The organism is Actinomadura harenae (assembly GCF_003696215.1).
Lineage (GTDB): Bacteria > Actinomycetota > Actinomycetes > Streptosporangiales > Streptosporangiaceae > Spirillospora > Spirillospora harenae.
Genome location: NZ_RFFG01000123.1, coordinates 1 through 20727, shown reverse-complemented (window position 1 = coordinate 20727; position 20727 = coordinate 1). Strand labels below are relative to the sequence as shown.

Annotated in this window: 15 protein-coding genes and 1 pseudogene; 13 read left to right on the top strand and 3 right to left on the bottom strand. The window is 72.4% G+C overall.

From position 1 onward, the window contains the following. Window positions 1-885: pseudogene (locus tag EBO15_RS37470) on the bottom strand (hypothetical protein); the annotation flags it as partial. Window positions 886-1386: 501 nt separating this feature from the next. On the opposite strand from EBO15_RS37470, the gene EBO15_RS37460 reads away from it, so the two are divergent. The 13 genes from EBO15_RS37460 to EBO15_RS37400 all read left to right on the top strand — a co-directional run bounded on the left by EBO15_RS37460 (window position 1387) and on the right by EBO15_RS37400 (window position 17873). Then, on the top strand, window positions 1387-2049 hold the full coding sequence (locus EBO15_RS37460; RefSeq protein WP_122199223.1) for a flagellar basal body-associated FliL family protein: 663 nt from the start codon (window positions 1387-1389) through the stop codon (window positions 2047-2049). 83 nt (window positions 2050-2132) lie between these two features. Beyond that, window positions 2133-2546 carry a YbaB/EbfC family nucleoid-associated protein gene (locus tag EBO15_RS37455; protein ID WP_122199222.1) on the top strand — a complete coding sequence of 138 codons (414 nt, stop codon included), beginning with the start codon at window positions 2133-2135 and terminating at the stop codon, window positions 2544-2546. Further along, window positions 2543-2848 carry a WXG100 family type VII secretion target gene (locus tag EBO15_RS44690; protein ID WP_158628469.1) on the top strand — a complete coding sequence of 102 codons (306 nt, stop codon included), beginning with the start codon at window positions 2543-2545 and terminating at the stop codon, window positions 2846-2848. Before EBO15_RS37455 ends, EBO15_RS44690 begins: the two co-directional genes overlap by 4 nt. Before the next feature lie 150 nt (window positions 2849-2998). Next, window positions 2999-9706 carry a WXG100-like domain-containing protein gene (locus tag EBO15_RS37445; RefSeq protein WP_233616721.1) on the top strand — a complete coding sequence of 2236 codons (6708 nt, stop codon included), beginning with the start codon at window positions 2999-3001 and terminating at the stop codon, window positions 9704-9706. 9 nt (window positions 9707-9715) lie between these two features. After that, window positions 9716-10204 carry a DUF6301 family protein gene (locus EBO15_RS37440; RefSeq protein ID WP_122199220.1) on the top strand — a complete coding sequence of 163 codons (489 nt, stop codon included), beginning with the start codon at window positions 9716-9718 and terminating at the stop codon, window positions 10202-10204. 4 nt (window positions 10205-10208) lie between these two features. Further along, entirely contained in the window at window positions 10209-10655 is a 447-nt protein-coding gene (locus tag EBO15_RS37435; RefSeq protein WP_122199219.1) for a TY-Chap domain-containing protein, read from the top strand. Window positions 10656-10801: 146 nt separating this feature from the next. Next, window positions 10802-11983 (top strand): hypothetical protein, encoded by a 1182-nt coding sequence (locus tag EBO15_RS37430; RefSeq protein WP_122199218.1) that lies wholly within the window; start codon window positions 10802-10804, stop codon window positions 11981-11983. Between the two features lie 16 nt (window positions 11984-11999). Continuing rightward, window positions 12000-13103 carry a hypothetical protein gene (locus EBO15_RS37425; RefSeq protein WP_122199217.1) on the top strand — a complete coding sequence of 368 codons (1104 nt, stop codon included), beginning with the start codon at window positions 12000-12002 and terminating at the stop codon, window positions 13101-13103. A gap of 218 nt (window positions 13104-13321) precedes the next feature. Further along, the gene (locus EBO15_RS37420) at window positions 13322-14014 is read left to right on the top strand and encodes a hypothetical protein (protein WP_147481837.1); all 693 of its coding nucleotides are present in this window, start codon (window positions 13322-13324) and stop codon (window positions 14012-14014) included. A gap of 190 nt (window positions 14015-14204) precedes the next feature. Continuing rightward, window positions 14205-14735 (top strand): hypothetical protein, encoded by a 531-nt coding sequence (locus EBO15_RS37415; RefSeq protein WP_122199215.1) that lies wholly within the window; start codon window positions 14205-14207, stop codon window positions 14733-14735. Window positions 14736-14987: 252 nt separating this feature from the next. After that, the gene (locus EBO15_RS37410; protein ID WP_122199214.1) at window positions 14988-15362 is read left to right on the top strand and encodes a YbaB/EbfC family nucleoid-associated protein; all 375 of its coding nucleotides are present in this window, start codon (window positions 14988-14990) and stop codon (window positions 15360-15362) included. After that, window positions 15359-17056, top strand: a complete 1698-nt coding sequence (locus EBO15_RS37405) for a WXG100 family type VII secretion target (RefSeq protein WP_122199213.1) — start codon at window positions 15359-15361, stop codon at window positions 17054-17056. The genes EBO15_RS37410 and EBO15_RS37405 overlap by 4 nt, the downstream gene beginning before the upstream one ends. Window positions 17057-17147: 91 nt before the next feature. Then, window positions 17148-17873, top strand: coding sequence for a hypothetical protein (locus tag EBO15_RS37400; protein ID WP_122199212.1), 726 nt, complete (start codon window positions 17148-17150; stop codon window positions 17871-17873). Between the two features lie 1116 nt (window positions 17874-18989). On the opposite strand, the gene EBO15_RS37390 is transcribed toward EBO15_RS37400, so the two are convergent. After that, a complete protein-coding gene (locus EBO15_RS37390) occupies window positions 18990-20345 on the bottom strand; it encodes a S8 family serine peptidase (RefSeq protein WP_122199210.1) in 1356 nt (451 codons plus the stop codon). A gap of 90 nt (window positions 20346-20435) precedes the next feature. Continuing rightward, the coding region (locus tag EBO15_RS45550; RefSeq protein ID WP_233616720.1) for a hypothetical protein at window positions 20436-20727 on the bottom strand (292 nt) is incomplete at its 5' end.

Here is a 20727-nt window from a genome sequence, read left to right as displayed (position 1 = left end):
GAGCGGCGGCGCGGGCTCGGCGTTCTGCTGCGCCGCGATGCCGGGGAACCCGTCCGGCACGGGAGGCTCCCCGCCTCCGGCGTTCGCGTTCGCCGGCCGGGCACCCCACGACGCGTCCGGCACGGACGCCGCCGGAGTCTGCGCGCCGTCGGCCACGGCGGGCGCACCCCACGCGTTGTCCGGCTGACCACCGCTCTCGGGCGCGCCCCACGAGTTGTCGGGCTGGGCGCCGCCGTCGGCCGGCGGACCCCACGCGTTGTCGGGCTTCACGTTGCCCTGGGTGGACCCGCCCCAGGAGGTGTCCGGGGACGGCGAGCCGCCCAAGGTGTTCTCGTTCTGGTCGCCGCCGGGGACCGGTGGCGCACCCCACTGACCAGGGACGACGTCCTGGGAACCACCATCGCCCATGGACGGCGCCGCCTCCGCGGGCCCTGCGGACGTGCCGGGGTCGGCGGCGGCGGGCCCTGCGACCGGCGCGTCCGCGTGCGGCGTGGCGACGGGACCGGGAGTCGGCGCGGGGCCGGTGGACATGCCGAGATCCGCGGCGGGACCGGCGACGGGCGCGTCCGCGTGCGGGACGGTGACCGGACGGCCGCCCGTCGAGTGTTCGCCGCTCACCGACGGCGAGGACGCCGTCGCGGGAGGCGGCGCGTCGGACGTGGAGGGCAGGCCGGGGAAACCCCCCGTGCCGGACGCCGGGGCGTCCACCGGGAAGGGCGGGACGGGCGGGACCTGGGCGGGCACCTGCGCGGTGCCGGCGATCTCCGTCGGTTCCACGGCCTGAACAGGGGCGGGACGGGGTTCGGCAGGTGCGGTGTCGGCGAAGCCCCGCTGGGTCGCGCCGAGGTCGCGCAGTACGGCCAGCTGCCAGTTGGAGTCGGTCACCTGCCTCCCTTCCCTCGATCGGCAAGCCTACGAGACTCCCGTCCCCCCACGCACCGCGCGCGGCCCCGGAGATCACGTGATCTCGGACCTTCCGGGCGTCCGACCGGTGGTCCGGCGAACGTCCAGGGAGGCGTCCAGACCAGGACCGGACCGCCGACATCGGGAATTCCCGGAATTCGGACGGCACCGATTGCAGCCCACGTCCGTCGAAAACAGGACGAACGCGCCTGGGGGCTGCCGTTAGTCTTGCCCGACCCCGCCAGGCCCCGGTGATCCCCGATTCCCCGTCCGGAGTACGCATTGAACCCACAGTGGCCCGGCCAGCCGCCCTCCGGCCAGCCGGGATTCCCCCCGAACCCGGCCATGGGCGGGCCTCAGCCGTTCCCCCCGCCCCCGGTCCCCGGACCGGCGGGACCGCCCGGCGCTCCGATGGGGCCGCCCTCCTTCCCGCCACCGCCCGGCCCGCCCAGCGGCGACGGGGGCGGCGCGATCATCGCCGTCATGATCGGGGTCGCCATCCTGGTTCTGATCGGCGGCGGGGTCGGCGCGTTCTTCCTGTTCTCCGGTGACGACAAGCCGAAGCGGCACGTGGCGATCATCCCCTCGGTGCCGCCGCCCAGCCTCACCGGACGGCCGACGTCCCCGGCCGCCGGTGGTGGTGGCGGTGGCGGTGGCGGGACGACCGACCCGTGGAGCATCCTCACCCGGACGATCCGGACGGCGAAGGGCAACACCTTCACGCAGGAGGGCACCCGCTACGAGTCGTGCGTCCTGCGCGCGAACACGCGGATGCTGACGACACTGCGCGCACACCCCTGCAACGGGCGGATGGCGTCGGGCGTCTACCTCAACTCGTCCCGCACGATCGTCACCGTCCTGTCGCTCGCGAGGTTCGAGACGGTGGCGGACGCGCGGTCGGTCGTCCGGTCCCTGAACGTGCGCGCCGAGCCGAAGCTGCTCGGCCCGGCCAAGAGCAGCGGCATCCCGGTGCTGCGCGGCGACCCCGAGCGCTGGACGCGCACGTACTCGCAGGGTCCGAGCGTCGTGTTCGCGCAGTCCTACTACGCGCGCGGCGGCGCGGTCGGCGGCAGCGCCGGCCCGGTCAACCTCACGGCGTCGGAACTGGGCCTCGAGCTACAGAACGTCCTGCTCATGAAGAACTAAGAAGGACACTTCAGGTCGAAGTCCGACACGTGCCGATGTAACGTCATCGGAACGATCAGGCGGACGAGGCGGAGGGGAGCGATATGCGCGCTGAATGGCAGGCGCACATCGACGAGCTGCTGGGCCAGTACCGCGAACAGCGGGACAAGCTCCAGGGGCTCCAGGAGAAACTCGCGGACATCGAGGCGACGGCCGAGGCTGCCGACGGGATGGTCCAGGTCACGGTCGACCGGCAGGGTCGGCTGACCGCGCTCGAGCTCGACCCCCGCGTGTACCGGAAGCTGGCGTCCGCCGAACTGTCCGAGGCCGTCCTCGAAGCCTCCCGCGACGCGTCCGCGCAGGTCGCCGACAAGATCAGCCAGGCGATGCAGGACGTCACCCCCGCGGGCCCGGCCGGGTCCGCCGCCTCCGGCGGCATCCCGGACCTGGGCAAGCTGCTGCCCGAGAAGTTCGACATGGACTCCATTCGCGAGCACTACGGATTGCTGGGTAAATGAGCGACGGCGGATACCTGGAAGTCGACACCAAGGCGCTGCGCAAGGCGGGCGGCGGTTTCGACACGGGCGCGGACCACCTGAGGTCCATCTTCGACGCCCTGAACAGCAAGCTCCAGGCCGAAGGCAAGTGCTGGGGCAACGACAAGACCGGCCAGCAGTTCGGGCAGAACTACGAGACCCCCTCGGCGAACATGCTCAAGTCGTTCGGCGACACCGGCAAGGGCCTGCGCGACATCAAGGACGGCGTCGACGAGATGGCCGACAACTACGACAAGGCCGAGAACGCCTCGAAGATCCGCTGACCCGTCCGCCCCGTCCCGGCGCCTCCGCGCGAGGCCCGGACGAGGCGGACCGGGTCGCCCCCTCGCCGGGCAACGGTTCCGGGCCCTCCGGCCCCGCCCGGCACGTCCCCCCGCTCCCCGAACTCCCCTTGAGGTGGCCTTCCCGTGGGCATGGAGATCCCCGACGAGGTCAAGTGGCTGTCCTGGCTGATCGGCGCCGACTGGCCCGAGGGCGACGAGACCGCCATGCGACGGGCCGGCGACGCGTGGCACACGGCGTCCTCCGACGTGACCTCCCTGATCGGCGACCTGAACCGGGCCGCCTCGGACGTGCTCGGCGCGCTCGACAGCGGCGCGGCGGACAACTTCCGCAAGAACTGGGAGAAGTGGACCACCGCCGACCCCGAGATCCTGCCCAAGCTCGCGGAGGCGTGTGACGCCCTCGGCAAGGTGCTCGAACAGGGCGCCACCGAGATCGAGTACGGCAAGTACATGTTCATCGCGCTGCTGATCATCACGGCGGCGCAGATCGCCTGGCTGATCGCGGCGGCGTTCGCCACGTTCGGCGCGTCCACGGCGGCGATCCCGGCGGTCGAGGCGGGCGCCTGGGCGGCCGCCCGGACGATGGCCACCCGGCTGCTCGAGCGCCTCGGCGAGAACCTGCTGTCCTCGATCGTCAAGGGCGCCCTCATGGGCGTCCTGCAGGGCGGCGGCCTCGACCTGCTCATCCAGAGCATCCAGGTCGCGCAGGGCCACCGCGACGGCATCGACCTCAAGCAGCTCGGCACCTCCGTGCTGGACGGCGCCATCGGCGGCGCGGTCGGCGGCGCCGTCGGCCACGGCGTCGGCAAGATCCCCGGACTGTCCGGCGTGGCCGACACCGCGGCCGGCAGCATGATCAAGGGCGCGACCCGCGAGGCGATCGGCGGCGCGGCGGGCGGCGCGCTCGGCTCCATGGCCACCGACCTCGCGCACGGCCGCTCCATCGACCTGGAGGCCGCCGCGAAGGGCGGCACCTCCGGCGGCTTCGGCGGCGCGGTCGGGGGCGCCAAGGGCGGCCTCAACGAGTACAACCAGCACGTCAACGCGCCCGACGCGTCCGGGTCGGGCCCGTCCACGGACCCGTCGACCACCCCGGCGGCCGACCCGGTCACCACGACCACGCCCAGCACGCACGAGCCGAGCACGGCCGCGCCCGACCACGGGCCGTCGTCGTCGCCTTCCTCGGAACCGTCGTCCCCGCCGTCCTCGTCCCCCTCGTCGTCGCCGTCGTCCGAGCCCTCGGCGCACGGGAACAACGGCGGCGACTCCCCGTCGGCCGGATCGCACGACAACTCGCCCGCCCCGGCGTCCTACCGGGACCCGGGGCCGAGCGGCGAACCGCCGTCGTCCTCCGGGCCCTCGCACAGCGGCGGCGACTCCCCCTCGTCGTCACCCTCGTCGTCGCCGTCGCACAACGGCGGCGGGGACTACTCGTCGCAGTCGCACGACTCCGGCGGCGGGAACCGCATCGATTCGATGCTGAACGGCGGCGGCAACAACACCTCGCACACCAACCTCGCGTCCTTCGGCGACGGCGACTCGGGGTCGACGAACCACTCGTCCCAGCCGTCGACCTCGTCGTCCGGCCCCTCGATGTCCAGCACGCCGCCGGACGGCGGCCCGGGACCGTCCACGTCACCGGCGAACAACGGCCCGACCGGAACGGCACCGTCCTCGTCCGGCCCGATGTCCGCGGGCCCGTCCTCCGCCGCCCCCGTCTCCACGGGCCCCGCCTCGTCCGGCCCCGCTCCGTCCGGCCCCGCCTCGTCCGGGCCTTCGTCGTCGGCGCCGTCGACCTCTGCTCCTTCGTCGTCCGGGCCGTCGGGGGCGGACCGCCCATCGGCGTCGCCCACGGGCTCGTCGAACCCGGCGGGCGGCAGCGGACCGGGCTCCGGGCCGCGCGGCACGAACCTGGCCTCACCGTCGTCCTCGGACGGCAGCCGCAACCGCAACGCCGCCGACGGCGAGGGCGACCACCCGGGCGCCGACCCGCAGAACGCGAACGCCCCGACCGTCACGCCCATGCCCGTGTTCATGCCGGGCGGCGACGGCGGAGCCCCCTCGGGCGGCGGCTCGTCCCCGTCGGGACGCCCGTCCGGAGCTTCCAGCGCACCGGGTGGGGGCGCGGCGCGTCCGGCCGGTCCCGGCGGCGAGCCGAGCGTCCGTCCCGACAGCCGCACCCCACGCGAGGGCGGCGAGCAGCCCACGTCCGGACCGCACGTGGACGACCAGGGCCTCATCCGCGGCGACCAGCCCCAGGTAGAGCACGACCCGGCGGCCCCCCAGGAGAACGAGCCCTCGGACCCGCGCGGCGAGCGCGACCCCGCCGCCCCGCAGGAGCGCGACCCGGCGTCCACCGGCGAGCACGACCCGACCACTCCGCAGGAGAACGAGCCGACCTCCCGCGAACCGCAGGACCACGAGTCCGGCCCGGGCCCCGAGCCGACCACCCGTGACCCCCAGGACCACGAGCCCGCCTCTCGTGACCCCCAGGAACACGAGCCCACGTCACGCGACCCGCAGGAACACGACCCGACGTCACGTGAGCCGCAGGAGCACGAGGCCGGGCCGCGCGGCGAGCACGACCCCAGCGCGCCCGCGGAGCACGAGGCGGGCCCGGGTCCGGACCGCGACCCGGCCACGCCGGACGAGCGCGATGCGGCACCGCGCGGCGAGCACGACCCGCGGCCCGTCCCGGAGAACGTCCCCGAGCACCTGCGCGACCACTTCCGGCAGAGCGACGACACGCCGTCCGGACGGTCCTTCCACGACCCCGAGGGACGTCCGGCGCACGAGAACGCCGACCGGATCCCGGACCACCCGAACCGCTACGTCGTCGACGCCCCCGGCGACGAGCACGGCCCGTCCGTGGGCGACCACCGGATGAGTCCGGAGGAGTTCGCCGAAACCCTCCGTAACGACCCGAAGTGGAACGGCCGGGAGGTCCTGCTCCTCTCGGACAACGCGGGAGCGGGCGACTTCGGCCAGCGCGCCGCGAACGAGCTGGGCCGCAGGGTCGTCACCCCGGAGGGCCCGGTCCGGGTCGACCAGCACGGCACCCCCTTCGCGGACAAGTGGAACACCCACGATCCTCAGACGCGCGCACCCGAGCGCACGCCGGCCGGCCATGAGCCACAGGCGCACGCCCCCGAGCGCGGCCCGGCGGCCCACGAGCCGGAGACCACGCCACGCTCCGAACACGAGGCCGCTCCGCGCTCCGAGCCGGAGCCCGACCCTCGTCCGGGACGCGTCCACGAGGACGGCGTCCGCCGCTTCGACACCGACGCGGACGGCGAGCGGTACGGCGAGAACCACCTCGGCCACGTCTTCAGGGACATGCCGCCCGAGCACCAGAGAGCGCTCACCGAGTACACACGGCAGTCGATCCAGAACGGCTTCCTGCGGCCGGGTGGTGGCGACCCGAGCCACATGTTCAACCACCTGTCCGGCCAGCACTACGCCCGGGAGGCCCTGAAGCACGGCCTCGGCATGGGCGCCACTGATCGGGTGCCGACCGTCGGAGACATCTACGCACTGCGGAACAGTCCCGGCCACCTCGACACCTACCAGCGGCAGCTCGTCGAGTACATCACCAACAGTCACGATCCGGTCGGTGCTCTCGGGAGGATCAACCAAGAAGCCGCCCATTACGTCTTCTACCACGACATGTTCGGCGAGCACCCGACGAACGAGGTGTTCAACCGGCGCATCATGGAGATCGACCAGGCGCTCGCACACCCGATCCCCGAGCCGGTCGAGGCCCGGCGCGGTCTGCACGACCTGGGGTTCATGCAGACCCCCGACGGCACCCCGCTCGGCGCGCGCGACCCCAGGTCCCTGATCGGGACGACGCAGCACGAGCCGGCCTACATGTCCACGTCCCTGGGCAACAGCCCCGCCGTCGTGGACCACAGGCCCTTCGCCATCCAGCTGCACCTCGAACTCCCCGAGGGCACCCACGGCGTCTGGATGGGCCAGAACAGCGTCTTCAAGGATCAGCGCGAGCTCATCCTCCCCCGCGGCACCAGCTACCAGATCACCGACGTCACGCACACCGGCTTCGACCCGAACGGCAGGCCGACCTTCGACGTCCACGCCCGGGTCGTCCCGCACGGCCCGCCGCCGACGCCCGCCGCCTCGCATCCCACGGCGCGTCCGGACGCCGCGACCGCCCACAACGCTCCGGCCCCGGACCGCACCCCGGCCGCCGCCCCGGACCATTCGTCCGCGCCGGACCGCGCACCCGCGTCCACACCCCCGGACCGCGCCCCCGCGGCCGCGTCCCCTGACAGCGCGTCCACGCCCCCTGACCGGACCCCGACGTCCGCGGCACCGGACCACGCGCCGACCTCCGCGGCACCCGAGCGCGCGCCGGCGTCCGCCGCTCCGGAGCGCACACCGACCGTCCACGACAACCCGTCGTCGGCACCGGACCGCGCGTCCGCGTCCGCGGCACCCGAACGCACCCCCACCATTCGCGACACCGCGGCGACCGACCGCACGCCGTCCGGTGACCGCACGCCTCCGGCGGACCGCACCCCGACGACGCGTCCGGCCGACCGCACCCCCGAGCCCACGGCCGCGCCGGACCGCGCCCCCACACCGGACCGCGCTCCGCCGTCCAGTGACAGGACGCCCTCGGAGCACACCCCGACGTCCTCCGACCGGCCGTCGTCGGACCGCACTCCCTCGTCCCCCACGGACAGGACGCCGCCCACCCCGGATCGCGGCCCGTCCACGGAGCACACGCCGTCCACGGACAGGACGCCCACGTCCGACCGCACGCCGACCTCCGACCGAGGCCCGACCCTGTCGGACCAGACCGCCTCCCCGTCGGAGCGCACCCCGGCCGGCAACGACAGGAACCCGTCCACGGACCGGCCTCCGTCCGCCGACCCGTCCCCCACGTCCGACCGCACGCCGTCCTCGGAGCGCACGCCCGCGTCCGACCGGACGCCCGGCGGCGACCGCGGCCCGGCCACGGACCGCACTCCCACCACCGAGCGCACCCCGGACAGGTCGCCGTCCTCAGACCGCGATCGCACCCCGTCCACGGACCGCGAGCGCACTCCGTCGTCTGATCGTGAGCGCACTCCGTCGTCGGCCCCCGAGCGGGACCGTCCGGGCGCGGGCCCCGGTGGCAACGACCGCCGGACGTCGCCGCACTCGGAGCACGAAGGGACGAACCGCCCGCACGAGAACGAGCACGAGCCGCGCCAGGAGCACGAGGAGCAGCCGCACACCCCGGCCGACGACGTTCCGCGCAACCTGCCCGAGCACCTGCACGAGGCGTGGCGGAGCAGCGACGAGACCCCGTCGGGACGTTCGTTCTACGGCCCCGACGACCCCGCGATGCGCGAACTCGCCCGCCGGATCGCCGCGGACCCGAACCACTACGTGATCGACGCGCACGGCGGCCCGGACGGCATCACGGTCAACGGCCACAAGATGTCCGCCAAGGACCTGGCCGAGCTGATCTACCACGACCCGAACTGGAACGGGAAGGACGTCTTCCTTCTCTCCTGCCACACCGGTGAGGGCGACTTCGCGTCGCAGCTCTCGCGGGAGCTCGGCGTCCGCGTGACGGCCCCCGAGGGTCTCGCGTGGTCCGACCACAACGGCAACATGTTCGCCTCGTCCGGGCACCACGACCCGGAGGGCCGCCTGCGTCCCGACTGGCCTCCGAACGGCCAGTGGAAGACCCATTACCCGGACGGCGGCAACGACCCCGCCGGACGGGGCCACGCCCCCGGCACCGACCCCGCCCGCCACCCCTCCAACGAACCCGCCCCGGACCAATCCCGCGCCCGCGCCGACGACGACGCCCCCGACGGCAACGGGCCGGACCACGACCCGAACGCGCGGGACACCGGTGAGGACGGCCGTCCCTCCAGGACACCGGACGGGTTCTTCCGCAGCGACGACGGCAGGCTCCACCACGAGAACGACCCGGACCCGCAGAACACGCACCGCACCGAGGACAAGTTCCAGCTCAAGGACACCAAAAAGGGCACCTTCGTCGAGGACCCGCTCAAGGAACGCCCGTACGACTTCGACAAGAAGCTCGGCGACAAGCACACCTACGAGCCGGATCACCAGAGCGAGCAGGCTCGGGACGAGCTGAAGTCGCTGGCCGAGCAGCGCGACGAAATCGACGTGCGACGCCAGGGGGTCCGCGACGAGCTGAAGCGGACCCTGGACGACCTCGGCATCAAGAAGCACGACGACGTCAACAGCGACAAGAAGATCGAGGCGCAGAAGGAGAAGGTCATCGAGCGCCTCGGCTCCGATCCGGAGGTCCTCCAGAAGCTGGAGGACATGGAGAGGCTGGCGAAGGAGCACAACACGCTCGGCCAGCAGCTCTCGGGGTTCAGCGAGAAGCTCGGCATGACCGGCGGCAAGGACTACCTGGTCCACAAGCTCGGGCGGGAGCTGCTCACCCCGACCCATGACGGTCCGGGGAAGCCGGACACCCTGGACATCGTGGGGGTCAGCGTCGACGAGCACTCCGCGACGATCACCGCGATCGAGGCCAAGGGCGTGGGCTCCTCCCTCATGGGCCGCCAGATCGAGGACTTCAAGAAGGCGGCGCAGGGCAGCCCCGAATACCTCGACTTCGTGCTGTCCCTGGACCCCGACCTGCGTTCCGCCCTGGAGGCCCGGCCGGAATTGAGGCAGCAACTCCAGGACCATCTCGACGCGGGAACACTGAAGGTCGAGTACGTCTGGGTCCACGCGAGCAAGACCGGCGTGGTCAAGTGGGCGGATTTCGATCTCTCACGAGACCAGAATCCCTTCGATTTCCGTCGGGTCTCCGGCCTGGAACCGCGCGGATAGGATCACGCCATGACTGAGACGGCCATTCTGCCCGACGAACGCATCGGCGAGTTGGCTTCGGGTTTCCGGGACCTGCGCTGGTCCTGGGCCGCGCGGGACGTCCCCGAGCTCGCCGCGGCCCTCGGCTGGCGCGTGCACGTCGCGCTCCAGAGCACCGTGTGGCTGGACGCCGGTTTCGGTCCCACGAGCGGCAACGTCAAGATCGAGAACGGCGCCGACGCCGTCATGATCAACGCCGCCACGTGCTCGTCCGCCGACCCGGACGCGACGGGCGACGAGGCCGTCCGCGAGCGCCGCCGGCTGCGCGACGAGTTCGCCCGCGTCGTCGGACTGGTCGCCGAGCGCCTCGGGGAGCCGTCCGCGCGCATCCACGGCGAGGCCCCGGAGGTCCGCTGGGAGGGCCCGGCGACCACGGTCGGAGTGCGGTCCTCGGAGGTCCGCGTCACCCTGTTCGTCGCCGTGAACGACTATCTCAAGACCTGGGACGAGGAAGCCTGATCTGATGGACTGGCAGACGTTCGCCGACGAACTGGCCGACGACCTCGCCGTGCTCCCGGCGGGGGCGCTCCTGGTGATCAGTGAGCGGCACGACGGAGGGCGCTTCACGCAGTTCGCCCAGGACGACGACGCGCTCGTCGCCTACGTCAGCGACAACACCTTCCTCGCTCCCGCCGACCAGGCGTCCCCGGAGGCCCGGCAGGTCATCGCGTCGGCGGGCTGGAACGCCCCCGAGCCCCGCCGCGGCCACGAGGACTGGTGGTTCCGCCTGTCCTGGCCCTCGTCCTCCGCGGCCTACCGGCGGCTCACCGGCATGATCGCGACCGCGTTCCGGGACGGGTACGGCATCCCGTCCCCGGACGGCTGGACGTATCGCGCCTGGAACGAGCGCGAGGGCAACGACCCCATCACGCTCCAGAGCCTGACCCTGCCCCGGACGTCCGCCCAGTAGGACGAACCGGCCCCGATCGGTCCTCCCGCGATGGCCGTCCGACCGGGCCGTGCGCGGGAGGCTCCGGTGGTGACGGGACGCGCGCAGAACCGGGAAGTTGTCGGGAAAGCACTAGGATCGGGCGGATCGTCGAGGAGGCTGAAGCGATGACTCAGGGGCCCGGAGAGCGGCCGCCGGCCGGGTACGGGCCGTGGCCGTACGACCAGGCGCGGTACGACCAGCTCGTCCAGTGGATGGGGACGGCGATGTCGGCGCTCGCCCCCGGCGGGTGGCGGCGCGTCGACCTGCGCGTGGCGATGGCGGGCGGGGCCTCGCGGGCCGCGCTCGCGGTCGTGATGGCGGACGGCTCGGTGCGCGAGTACCAGGCCCCGCGCGAGTTCCTCGGCGTCGCGGCCGAGCTGCGGTCGATGATGTACCGGCCCGGCGAGGGCACCTGGTTCGGGATGCGGTTCATGCTGGAGCCGCCCGGCGCGTACCGGACGTGGTTCGACGCCGATCTCGACCCGGGTCTCGGCGGCGAGGCGTACCGGCGCGACCTGGCGGCCTTCCCCCGCACCTGGCTTCCCGTCTGGCTCGGCGGCGCCGCCCGCTCGACCGACCGGGCGCTGACCCCGGACGAGCAGGCGCAGCTTCTCGGCGACCTCGCGCAGACCCTCGGCATGTTCCTGCCGTCCGGCTGGGCGGAGAGCATCGCCCGCTACGCGCCGGACGGCTCGTCCGTCCAGGTCACGGGGCTGGACGGCCGGACGAACGCGTTCGCCATGCCCCCCGCGCTGAGCGAGATGTTCGCCGTCCTGCGACAGGGCGCGACCCAGCCGTGGGCGGCGGCGTCCTTCCGCCTGACCTTCCCGGACACCCACCAGATCGCCTACGAGTCCCCACCGGCCCCCGCCGCACCCGTCCAGACCGAGCCCGTCCACGCTGAAGAGGTCGCGCCCGTTCAAGCCGAGGAGCCTGGGCGGGACGCGCAGGACGCGAGCGGGTTGCGGATGGTGGCGGCTCCGCTGGCGGCGGACGGGGAGGCGCGTCCGGACGTCCCCGAGGACGAGAGGGAGGCGCTCGTCCGGTATCTGGAGCAGGCGCCGATCGTCCTGGCCGCACGTAGCCTGGACGTGGACGAGCTCGACCCCGAGCGCGCCGCGCGTGTGCCGCTGACGTTCCACACCGACGGGACGTGGGTGTGGCCGGGCGCGGTCGGCTACTACCTGCGGGCGCACGGTGTCGCACCCGATCCGGAGCTCGTCGCGCACGCGCGCGGCCACGGGTTCCGGCCGCCCGAGGTGGACGACGCGACGCGCGACGCCGCGGTCACGCTGATCCGATCCTGATCTGGCAGAGGACCCCATGCCCAAGTACGAGCCCTTCACCCGCAAGCCCGTCGAGTACCTGCCCGTGCTCCTGGACGGGCAGCCGATCGGCTATCTGTGGGCGAGTGAGACCGACGCGGCCGCGAGCTTCGTCCGCCGCCTGGACACGATGCGGCTCGCGTTCGAGGCCCCCCTCGTCTGGGCGGAGCGCCTCGACCAGGCCGGGGAGCGGGACGTCCCCGCCCGGGAGGCGATCCGCGGCTGGATCGGCGCCCCGCAGGACCCTCGGGCCGGTGCCGTCCCACCCGGCGTCTCGCCGCAGCGGGCCGACTCGCCGGCCGTCGTGGAGCGCCTCGCGAATCCCGACGTCCCACCGTCCACGGGCCCGATCATCCAGGACGGTGAACTTCCCGACGGCACGCCCATCGACCGTTCGAAGGGCTGGGGCCCGCTCCATGTGGAGGCGCCGCCGACGTACCCGACCCAGGCGTCCGGGCCGGTGGTGTACCGCACGGTGGTCGCCGAGGGCGGCCTGATCCTCGGCTACCTGTGGGCGTCCGGCGACGCCGCGTCCTACGTCGCGCGCGCCGACGCGGGCCTCGACGGTACGAACCGGGCGGTCGGCTACTACCCGGCACTACGCGAGGCGTTCGCCCAGGGCGTCCCCGCCTTGGACGCGATCCGTTCCCTGGCCCCGGACGCCGCCGAGGCGCAGGCCCCGTCCCTGGACGACCTGATCCGGACGGCCTCCCGGTACGAGCAGTCGCTCCACCTGGCCTTTCCCCTGCCCGACCCGGCTCTGCCGCCCCGGCCGCCGCTCCCGCCGGCCGACCGCGACGCCGTCCTCGCCTACCTGGAGCAGGCCCCGGTCGCCTTCCCGGCCGGCGCTCCCGCCCCGGACTTCGAGGACGCCGCCCGCCCGGCCGTCGTCCCGTCCGGCTACCGCACCGACGGCACGTGGGTCTGGCCCGAGGCCCTCGCCTACTACCTCCGCGTCCACGCCGTCTCCCCGGACCCGGATCTCGTCGCGCACATCCGCGCGAACGCCGGACGTGTCCCCGAGGTCTCCCCCGAGTCCGTCACCAGCGCCCTCCGGACCCTGAAGTCCAACGGGATCCTGTCCACCCCGCCGATCGCATGACCGGCGGGTCCTCGGACGTTCCGGACTCAAGGGCCGCGGAGGAGGGAGCGCCGTCGCACGGGGCGGCCGTGGAGTTCCTGCCCGCCGAAGCCGAACCCGTGCGGTCCGCGTCCGCCCGGCCTGAGTTCCTTCCGCCCGAGCCCCCGTCCGTCCCGGAACCTCCGGCACCGGCACCCCCGGCGTCTGCCGCCACGCCGCCGCGCGGGAAGCGGCGGCTCATGATCCTGGGCGCCGCGGGTGTGGCCGCCATCGCGGTCCTCGGCGGCGCGGCCTGGGCGGTCGGCGGCTCGTCCGGCGACGCCGAGCCGAAGGAGGAGCGCTTCACGTCCTTCCCCGCGGCCTGCTCGACGATCACGAAACCCACGGTGGCGCAGTACGTCCCGCGGTCCGAGCAGCCGCTGGGCGACAAGTCCGCCTCCACCGGGCACTCGTGGTGCTTGTGGTCCGGATCGCTGCGCGCCGCGCCCGGCGCCAAGCACATCGTGTACCGGACGGCCAAGATCGACATCGTCTCCTACGAGAGCAGGGCGTCCGCGAAGTCCGCCTACGACTCGGCCTGGCGGACGACCGTCACGTCCTCCGGCTCCAGCTCGACCATCGGCGGTGGCAAGCTGGTCGGGGACGCCTCCGAGCCGGTCAACGGCCTCGGCGACCAGGCGTTCTACCACCACCGGACGAGCACGAGCGCGCTGGGCAGGTCCGGTGAGGCCGGCGAGACGATCCGCCTCCGCAACCTGATCATCACCGTCGCCTACGGCGGGTTCACCGCCCCCGCCGACGAGCTGGGCACCCCGGCGCAGAAGGGCCAGGTCCCGCTCGACACCGCGACGGGACGTCCCGGCGCCGACGCCCTGGCCCACGACGCCGTCAACGCCCTCAACGCCTGCCCGACCTGCCTCCACCGCGTCTGACCGTCCCGCGACGGCGGCGTCCGTCCCGTAACGGCGGCGTCCGGCCCGTGACGCCCCCGGCTCCCCCGTGTGGGGGAGCCGGGAAATGGTCCGCTCGGGGGGACGGTCTCGAGCCCGCCGGGGGAAGTGCCGCCCCACCCCCTCCCAGCAGCATTGTCCGTGACGACAACGCCTCGACCTGGGAGTTCTCATGGACGCCACCACCCCGCGCTGGATCGAACGGGCCGCCCGCATCGCCAGCCTCACGACCCTGCCGTCCGGGCTCTGGCGGATCGCCCTCGGCGTCGGCGTCCCGGTCGGGTTCTCCGGCGAGCTCGCCGACCTGTACCGCCCCGGCTGGACGCTGACGTCGTACGTGATCGTCCTGAGCCTGGTCGCGGAGGGGCTGGCCATGCTGACGATGGGGCTCGTCCGGCCGTGGGGCGAGGTCGTGCCGTCCTGGATCCCGTTCCTGGGCGGACGGCGCATCCCGCCGCTCGCCGCCGTCGTCCCGGCCTCGCTCGGCTCCCTCGCCGTCACCGCGATCACCCTCATCGGCGCCGTGACCTGGACGGCCCCCGGGGCGATGGGCGACCCCGACGCCCCGCACGGCGTCGCCGCCGCCGTCATGGCCGCCTGCTACGCGCCCCTCCTGCTCTGGGGACCGCTCCTGGCCATCGTCACCGTCGCCTACTACCTCCGCCGGACGCACCGCCCCGAGCCCACCGAGGCCACCGCCTGACCTGCTCTCCGCCAGAGCCATTTACTACACCGACATTTCTTGAACTCCTTCCCACACCCTCCGGGATCGCCGCCACTCAACGAGCAGGCCGAATCCGGCCGCATCGGCGATGGGTTCATCTGGAACGTCCTGCATGACGAACACGTCGTACGCCCAGGAGGTGAGACCGATGGCCGTAGACGCCCCGCGCTTTGCCGTCAACGCCGTCCTTGAACGAGTCGAGTTACCCCCCAAGACTCACGAAGGAGCCACGTGACGATCGAGCCGAATTCCTTTGAGAAGGCGCTGGAACGCCTTGTCGAGGACGCCGAACGCAACATGGAGAAATACCAGGAGCTTCGCAGCGAGATCCCCGCGCTGCGCGCGACCGCCCGCTCCGCCGATGATTCGGTCACCGTGACGGTCGCACCGGGTGGAGTCGTCACCGACATCCACCTCACCGAGTCCGCGCTGCGGCACGGCACGCGGGGACTGAGCGAACTGCTCATGTCGTGTATCAGGACGGCGAGCGCGGACGTGTCCCGGCAGATGGCGGACCTCGTCCAGGACATCACCCCGCCGGGCATGGACATCGCGTCGATGATGCGCTCCCACTTGCCCGCCTCCGCGGACGGAGGTCCGCGATGAGCGACGAGTTCCTGGTCAAGGTGCACAAGTTGGAAGTGGCCGCCGAGCACCTGGACATGTACAGCGACCAGGCCAAGCTCATCCAATCGCAGGCCCAGGGCATCAAAATCGAGCCCGAGCAATGGGGCATTGTCGGAATGGGCTTCCAGGGCTTCTACGACAACTACACCAAGCAGGTCGACGGCCACCTCACCAGGCTCAATCAGACGCTCTCGTCCATCGAGAGCGGCCTTGAGACCACCGCCCTCACCTACGCGACAACCGACGCCCTCCTCCAGGCCAGGATCAAGGCGCTCCAGAACGATTTCCCCACGATCTCCCAGGGGAGGCCGGGCGCCAGCAACTCCGGGGGCGGCGACAACGGGCCCGAAGGCGCCGAGAAGGCGTTCAACGACAACACGCCCTTCGTCAGCCAGACCTTCAAGATCATCGAACACACCGACGGCGGCGACTGGGGCCTGCTCGGCTCCGACGTCGGCGACGCGGGTCTCACCGCGGTCAGCGCGTTCTTCGACCCGCTCGGCGCGCTGGTCAGCGCGGGCGTCGGCTTCCTGGTCGACTGGATCAAGCCGCTCCACGACGTACTCGCCGCGGTCACCGGGGACGACGGCGCCATCAGCGACCACCGCAAGGCGTGGAAGCAGATCAGCGACGAGGTCCGGGCGCTCTCCCACGCGATGGCGGCGCAACTGTCGTCCGACCTGTCCGAATGGACGGGACCGGCCAGCGACCAGGCGCACGCCCGCATCGGGGACGTCCTCCAGGGCATCCACGACATCGGCACGGAGATCGGCGGCATCACCGGGATCCTCGCGGTCAGCGCGTCCGTCATGGACAGCGCGATGTCCGCGATCAAGGACCTGATCTCCCAGCTCGTCGAGTGGCTCATCGTCACCTGGCTCGCCGCCCAGGCCGCCGCGCCCCTCTCCTTCGGCGCGAGCGAGGGCGCCGCCGCGGCCGCGACGAGCGCCGAGGTGTCGACCGCGATGTCCCGCGCCGGACGCGTCGTCCAGCGCCTCCTCGCCGAGTTCCGGCGCCTCCAGGAGGCCATGGGCCGCATCCTCACCCGCCTGTCCCAGATCAAGGGCCTGGGGAAGCTCTCCGACGCCAAGTTCGGCAAGGACCTGATGGAGGACGGCTCCGACGCCATGAAGGCCGCGCGCGACGGCGGGCGCATGCCGTTCGGCTACGACCCTGTGGACCCCATGCGGGGCGCCGCCGACAAGATCCTGGGCGGCCTCTTCCAGAACGGCCAGGACAACACCCCGGACAACGACAGCCGCGTCCCGGCACACGGCGAACTCAACGGCCTCCTGAACGACCAGGACGACCCGGAGAAGCGCGCCCAGGACGCGATCAACCGCGTCCTCGGACTGGAACCACAGGAACACCACGACGGCCCGCTACCGGATTGGGTGAGCCGCGCGCTGGGCAACGACCCGCAACCCCAGGAGACCGAGGCCCAGCGCCAGGCCGACCAGAAGGCCCAGGACTTCTTGGACCACATCTTCGACAAACCCAAGCTCCACGAACCCGAGACCGACGCCCAACGCCAAGCCGACCAGCAGGCCCAGGACGTCCTCGACCACATCTTCGACAAACCGAAACTCCGCGAACCCGAGACCGACGCCCAACGTCAGGAGCGGGCAGCCTTCGAGGACTTCGTGCACCGCAGCTTCGGCATCGATCCCTAGCCCCAGGCGACCTCCGCGCCCCGGCCGTGAGGCTCCGCACCCCTCACGGCCGGGCGGCTCCCCCTGGTCGGCGTCTATCCTTCCAGTCGCCATGAACCGACTGACGCCCCCTTCGAGGACCCCGCCGAGCCCCGCGACCACGCCTCCGTGGAGACGACTCCGATGGGCCACCGGCACGGCCGCCGCCCTGCTCGTCACGGTCGGCGCCGCCGCCTGCTCGTCCGAGCGCCCGAAGGAACAGGCGGCCTTCACCTCGCCCCCGGCGATGTGCGGGGCGGTGTCCCAGGCGACGCTCGACCGGCTCGTCCCCAAGGCGAAGCCTCCGCCCACGTCGGGGACGTACCCGAGCCGCCGCTACACCTACTGCGGCTGGAACTCCCCCACGAACGCGAAGCGCGGCGGTGAACGCGGCGTCATGGTCGCCGTCCGCCTGAGCGCGAACGACACGGCGGCCAAGGCCGACTTCGAATCAGCCTGGCAGGGCGCACTCCAGACCCAGGGCACCACATCCCCAGGAACCCTGCACAGCGACGCCGCCACCCGCATCAACGGCATCGGCGACCAGGCGTTCTTCACCCACCGCACCGCCACGAGCGGCCTCTCCACCCTCGGCACCGCCGAGGAGACCGTCCGCGTCCGCAACGCCGTCGTGACGGTCTCCTACCGCGGCCGCGACTCGAACCCCGACGGCCCCAGCAAAGCGAACCAGAAGCGGACGCCCCTGAACGCGACGACCGGCCGCCTCTCCACCGACACCCTCGCCCACGAGGTCATCGCCACGCTCACCTCCTGCACTCCCTGCCGCCCCCGCCCCTGAGGAACCCCGGGTACGGAAGTCCATCAGCGCGACGGCAGCGCCCGGAGGTGCAACCCGGGCATCACTCCCGGCAGCAGAATCAGCGACAAGAACAACAGGCCGTGGCTGCCGACGGTCGCCGCAGTGACGACAACGGCAGCCAAGGTGGCGCCCCAGCAAAGCCAAGCAACTGTGGTCAGGACGGCCGGAGAGCGACCGGCGAACCCAAGGACCACTGCCAGAAGAAGCACCGAACAGGTAGCGAACGATCCAGCGCACGCTACGACGAACGGCAGCTTCCCAGCCCCCGTGGGGATGTCGCCCCGCAAGAAGAAGACCGCATACAACGAGGCGAACCCCAAATACCGCCCGAAGCAGAACCACAAATAACGCCGCCGGGGCACCACCCCACGACGACGAAACGAAATCCGGACCGTCAAGCTGAGGCACCCCCGTCGGTGGCCACTTCTTACCGGCCAAAGGAGCGGTCGCCGACCCGGGCATCCGCTAAAGTCGGGCAAAATCGACAGGCGTCTGATCATACTTCCGGGCAGCAGGGAATTCCACGCCCTCTCGCCCGACGGTCCCAGGAGGGCCATGCGCTCAAATCGTCTGGGTGCCGCAGGGGTCGCCGTCGCCCTGGTTCTCGTCGGACCGCTTTATGGGATGGTCACCCGGGTCGTCCTTCCCACCTGGTGGTACGCCACCGGAACCGCCACGCATGTGACCGTCGACGGATGCCGTCACCAGTCGAGCCGGAACCTTCTCCGCATGACGTGCTCCGGCCACTGGACGTCACCCGATGGCGGACCTCGGAAAGGCCGCGTATTCGGAGCAGACCCCGACAGCCGGGGAACGAACCTGGCCGCCCACGTGTCGGGAGATCACGCGGTCGCCCTCAACACCGAGTTCCTCATGGGTGATCCCTTGGAGTTGGTTCTCATGCTCGCCGTCGGCGGCTATCTCGGATACCGCGTGCTCACCCGACGCAAGACGCGAAAGGGAGCCCGGCCCACTCCCCGCTCGGATACTCCCTGACCCCGGACAACCACGTCGCGGAGAAACGAAAATGCGGGATGGATCGGCCCGTGAACACGGACCTCACCATCCCGCTTTCGCGTACTACGACCTCGGCGACTACCGGCGCGGTTCCTGCTCGTCCGCCGGAGGCTGGAACTGCGGAGCGCCATAGCCGGGCTGGCCGCCAGGCTGTCCGAAGCCGGACGGCTGCTGCTGCGGATTCGCGTACGGCGACTGCTGCGGCCCGGTGTGACCACCCGGCTGCTGCCCGAACGACGGCGGCCCCATCGGCGCCTGCGACGGCGGCGCACCGGCACCGCTCTTGCCCTTGCCGCGCCGCATCAGAACGACGCCACCGACCACCAGGACGACGATGACGACCACCCCGACGCCCAGGTAGAGCATCGTGTTGCTGGAACTCTTCTTCGCCGGCGCGGCCGACGACGAACCATCCCCGCCACCCCCACCAGTCCCCTTCGGCGAAGAGGCCGCGGCCTTGTCGTAGCGCTCGAAGACCGGGTTCGGCGCGCTCGCCGGGACCTTCGTGCGAAGGGCCCGCGGGATGCTGATGACACCGTGTCCGAGCTGCTCGGGTGAGCCGAAGTCCTTCGTGGTGTTCGTCAACAGCTGGACGACCTGACGCGCGTGCATGTCCGGGAACTTCGCGCGGATCAGGGCGACGGCGCCCGCGGTGAGCGCGCTCGCCTGGCTCGTCCCCTCGCCGGTCGTCCAGACGTGGCCGGTCCGGCTGATGCCTCCGACGTCGACGCCCGGGGCGCCGACGGCGACGTAGGGCTGCCGCTGGCTCTTCTTCCACGCGTGGCCGTCCCGGCCGAGCGCGCCCACGGCGACGACCCCCGGGCAGGAGCCCGGGTACTCGACGGCGTTGTCCTCGTCGCCGGTGTTGCCCGCCGAACCGACCAGGACGACGTCCTTGTCGATCGCGTACTTGATGGAGGCGAACACGTCCGGCGGGCACTGGTTGGGGAACATCGTCGCGCCCTGGTTGCCGATCGACATGTTGATGACCTTGGCCCCGTGGTCCACCGCGAAGCGGATCGCCTTGGAAAGGTAGGGGCCGTCGGCCTGCGTCCGGACCGGGAGGATCTTCGCCTCGGGGGCGATGCCGACGAAGCCGGAGCTCGTCCCGCGCGAGGCGATGGCACTCGCGATCGCGGTGCCGTGCCCCTGCTCGTCGTGGTCGGTCCAGCCGTTCCCGCCGCTCACCACGTCGGTGCCGGGAAGGGTCGCGGGCTTCATGTCCGGCAGGTTGCCGTTGACGCCGCTGTCCAGGACCGCGACGGTGACCCCCTGCCCCTTGGTCAGTGGCCAGACCTGCTGCTGGATGCTCCAGCCCTTGAACCACCACTCCTGGGAACTGGGATTGGGGGTGGCACCCGCGGAGGCGGTCGGGACCACGGCCAGGCCGACCGCGGCCGTCGCGGCCGCCGCCGATCGAGTCAGCCGTCGCATGAGTTGATCTCCCTTAGTCCGGACAGCGAAGAGGGTGGGCGGGGGCCGTAGCCCCCGTCCACCCAGGTCACGCACGATCTCGCGCAGTGGTCAGCCGATCACTGGAGGCGCGGTGTCGTCGTCCGCGCCCCACACGTCCTCGTCCTCGGTGAGCCAGGTGGAGCGCTCGCGCTCCTTCTCGCCCTCGCCGTGGCCGCCCTGCTGGCCGCCCATGGGCATGCCGCTCATCCCGTTGCGACCGGCCGCTGCCGCTCCGGAGCCGCCGAGAGCGCCCCCCATTCCGCCGGGGACGCCGACTGCGCCACCGCCGCCCAGGCCACCGCCGCCGCCACCGAACCCGCCGGGGCCGCCGCCGAGGCCGCCGCCACCGCCACCGAACCCG

What these genes read in the sequence shown, in the direction of transcription:
- EBO15_RS37460 (WP_122199223.1), top strand. Translation starts at nt 1,387, where the DNA reads ATGATCGGGGTCGCCATCCTGGTTCTGATCGGCGGCGGGGTCGGCGCG.
- EBO15_RS37440 (WP_122199220.1), top strand. Translation starts at nt 9,716, where the DNA reads ATGACTGAGACGGCCATTCTGCCCGACGAACGCATCGGCGAGTTGGCT.
- EBO15_RS37405 (WP_122199213.1), top strand. Translation starts at nt 15,359, where the DNA reads ATGAGCGACGAGTTCCTGGTCAAGGTGCACAAGTTGGAAGTGGCCGCC.
- EBO15_RS37390 (WP_122199210.1), bottom strand. Translation starts at nt 20,345, where the DNA reads ATGCGACGGCTGACTCGATCGGCGGCGGCCGCGACGGCCGCGGTCGGC.
- EBO15_RS37400 (WP_122199212.1), top strand. Translation starts at nt 17,148, where the DNA reads ATGAACCGACTGACGCCCCCTTCGAGGACCCCGCCGAGCCCCGCGACC.
- EBO15_RS37455 (WP_122199222.1), top strand. Translation starts at nt 2,133, where the DNA reads ATGCGCGCTGAATGGCAGGCGCACATCGACGAGCTGCTGGGCCAGTAC.
- EBO15_RS37445 (WP_233616721.1), top strand. Translation starts at nt 2,999, where the DNA reads ATGGAGATCCCCGACGAGGTCAAGTGGCTGTCCTGGCTGATCGGCGCC.
- EBO15_RS44690 (WP_158628469.1), top strand. Translation starts at nt 2,543, where the DNA reads ATGAGCGACGGCGGATACCTGGAAGTCGACACCAAGGCGCTGCGCAAG.
- EBO15_RS37415 (WP_122199215.1), top strand. Translation starts at nt 14,205, where the DNA reads ATGGACGCCACCACCCCGCGCTGGATCGAACGGGCCGCCCGCATCGCC.
- EBO15_RS37430 (WP_122199218.1), top strand. Translation starts at nt 10,802, where the DNA reads ATGACTCAGGGGCCCGGAGAGCGGCCGCCGGCCGGGTACGGGCCGTGG.
- EBO15_RS37425 (WP_122199217.1), top strand. Translation starts at nt 12,000, where the DNA reads ATGCCCAAGTACGAGCCCTTCACCCGCAAGCCCGTCGAGTACCTGCCC.
- EBO15_RS37435 (WP_122199219.1), top strand. Translation starts at nt 10,209, where the DNA reads ATGGACTGGCAGACGTTCGCCGACGAACTGGCCGACGACCTCGCCGTG.
- EBO15_RS37420 (WP_147481837.1), top strand. Translation starts at nt 13,322, where the DNA reads ATGATCCTGGGCGCCGCGGGTGTGGCCGCCATCGCGGTCCTCGGCGGC.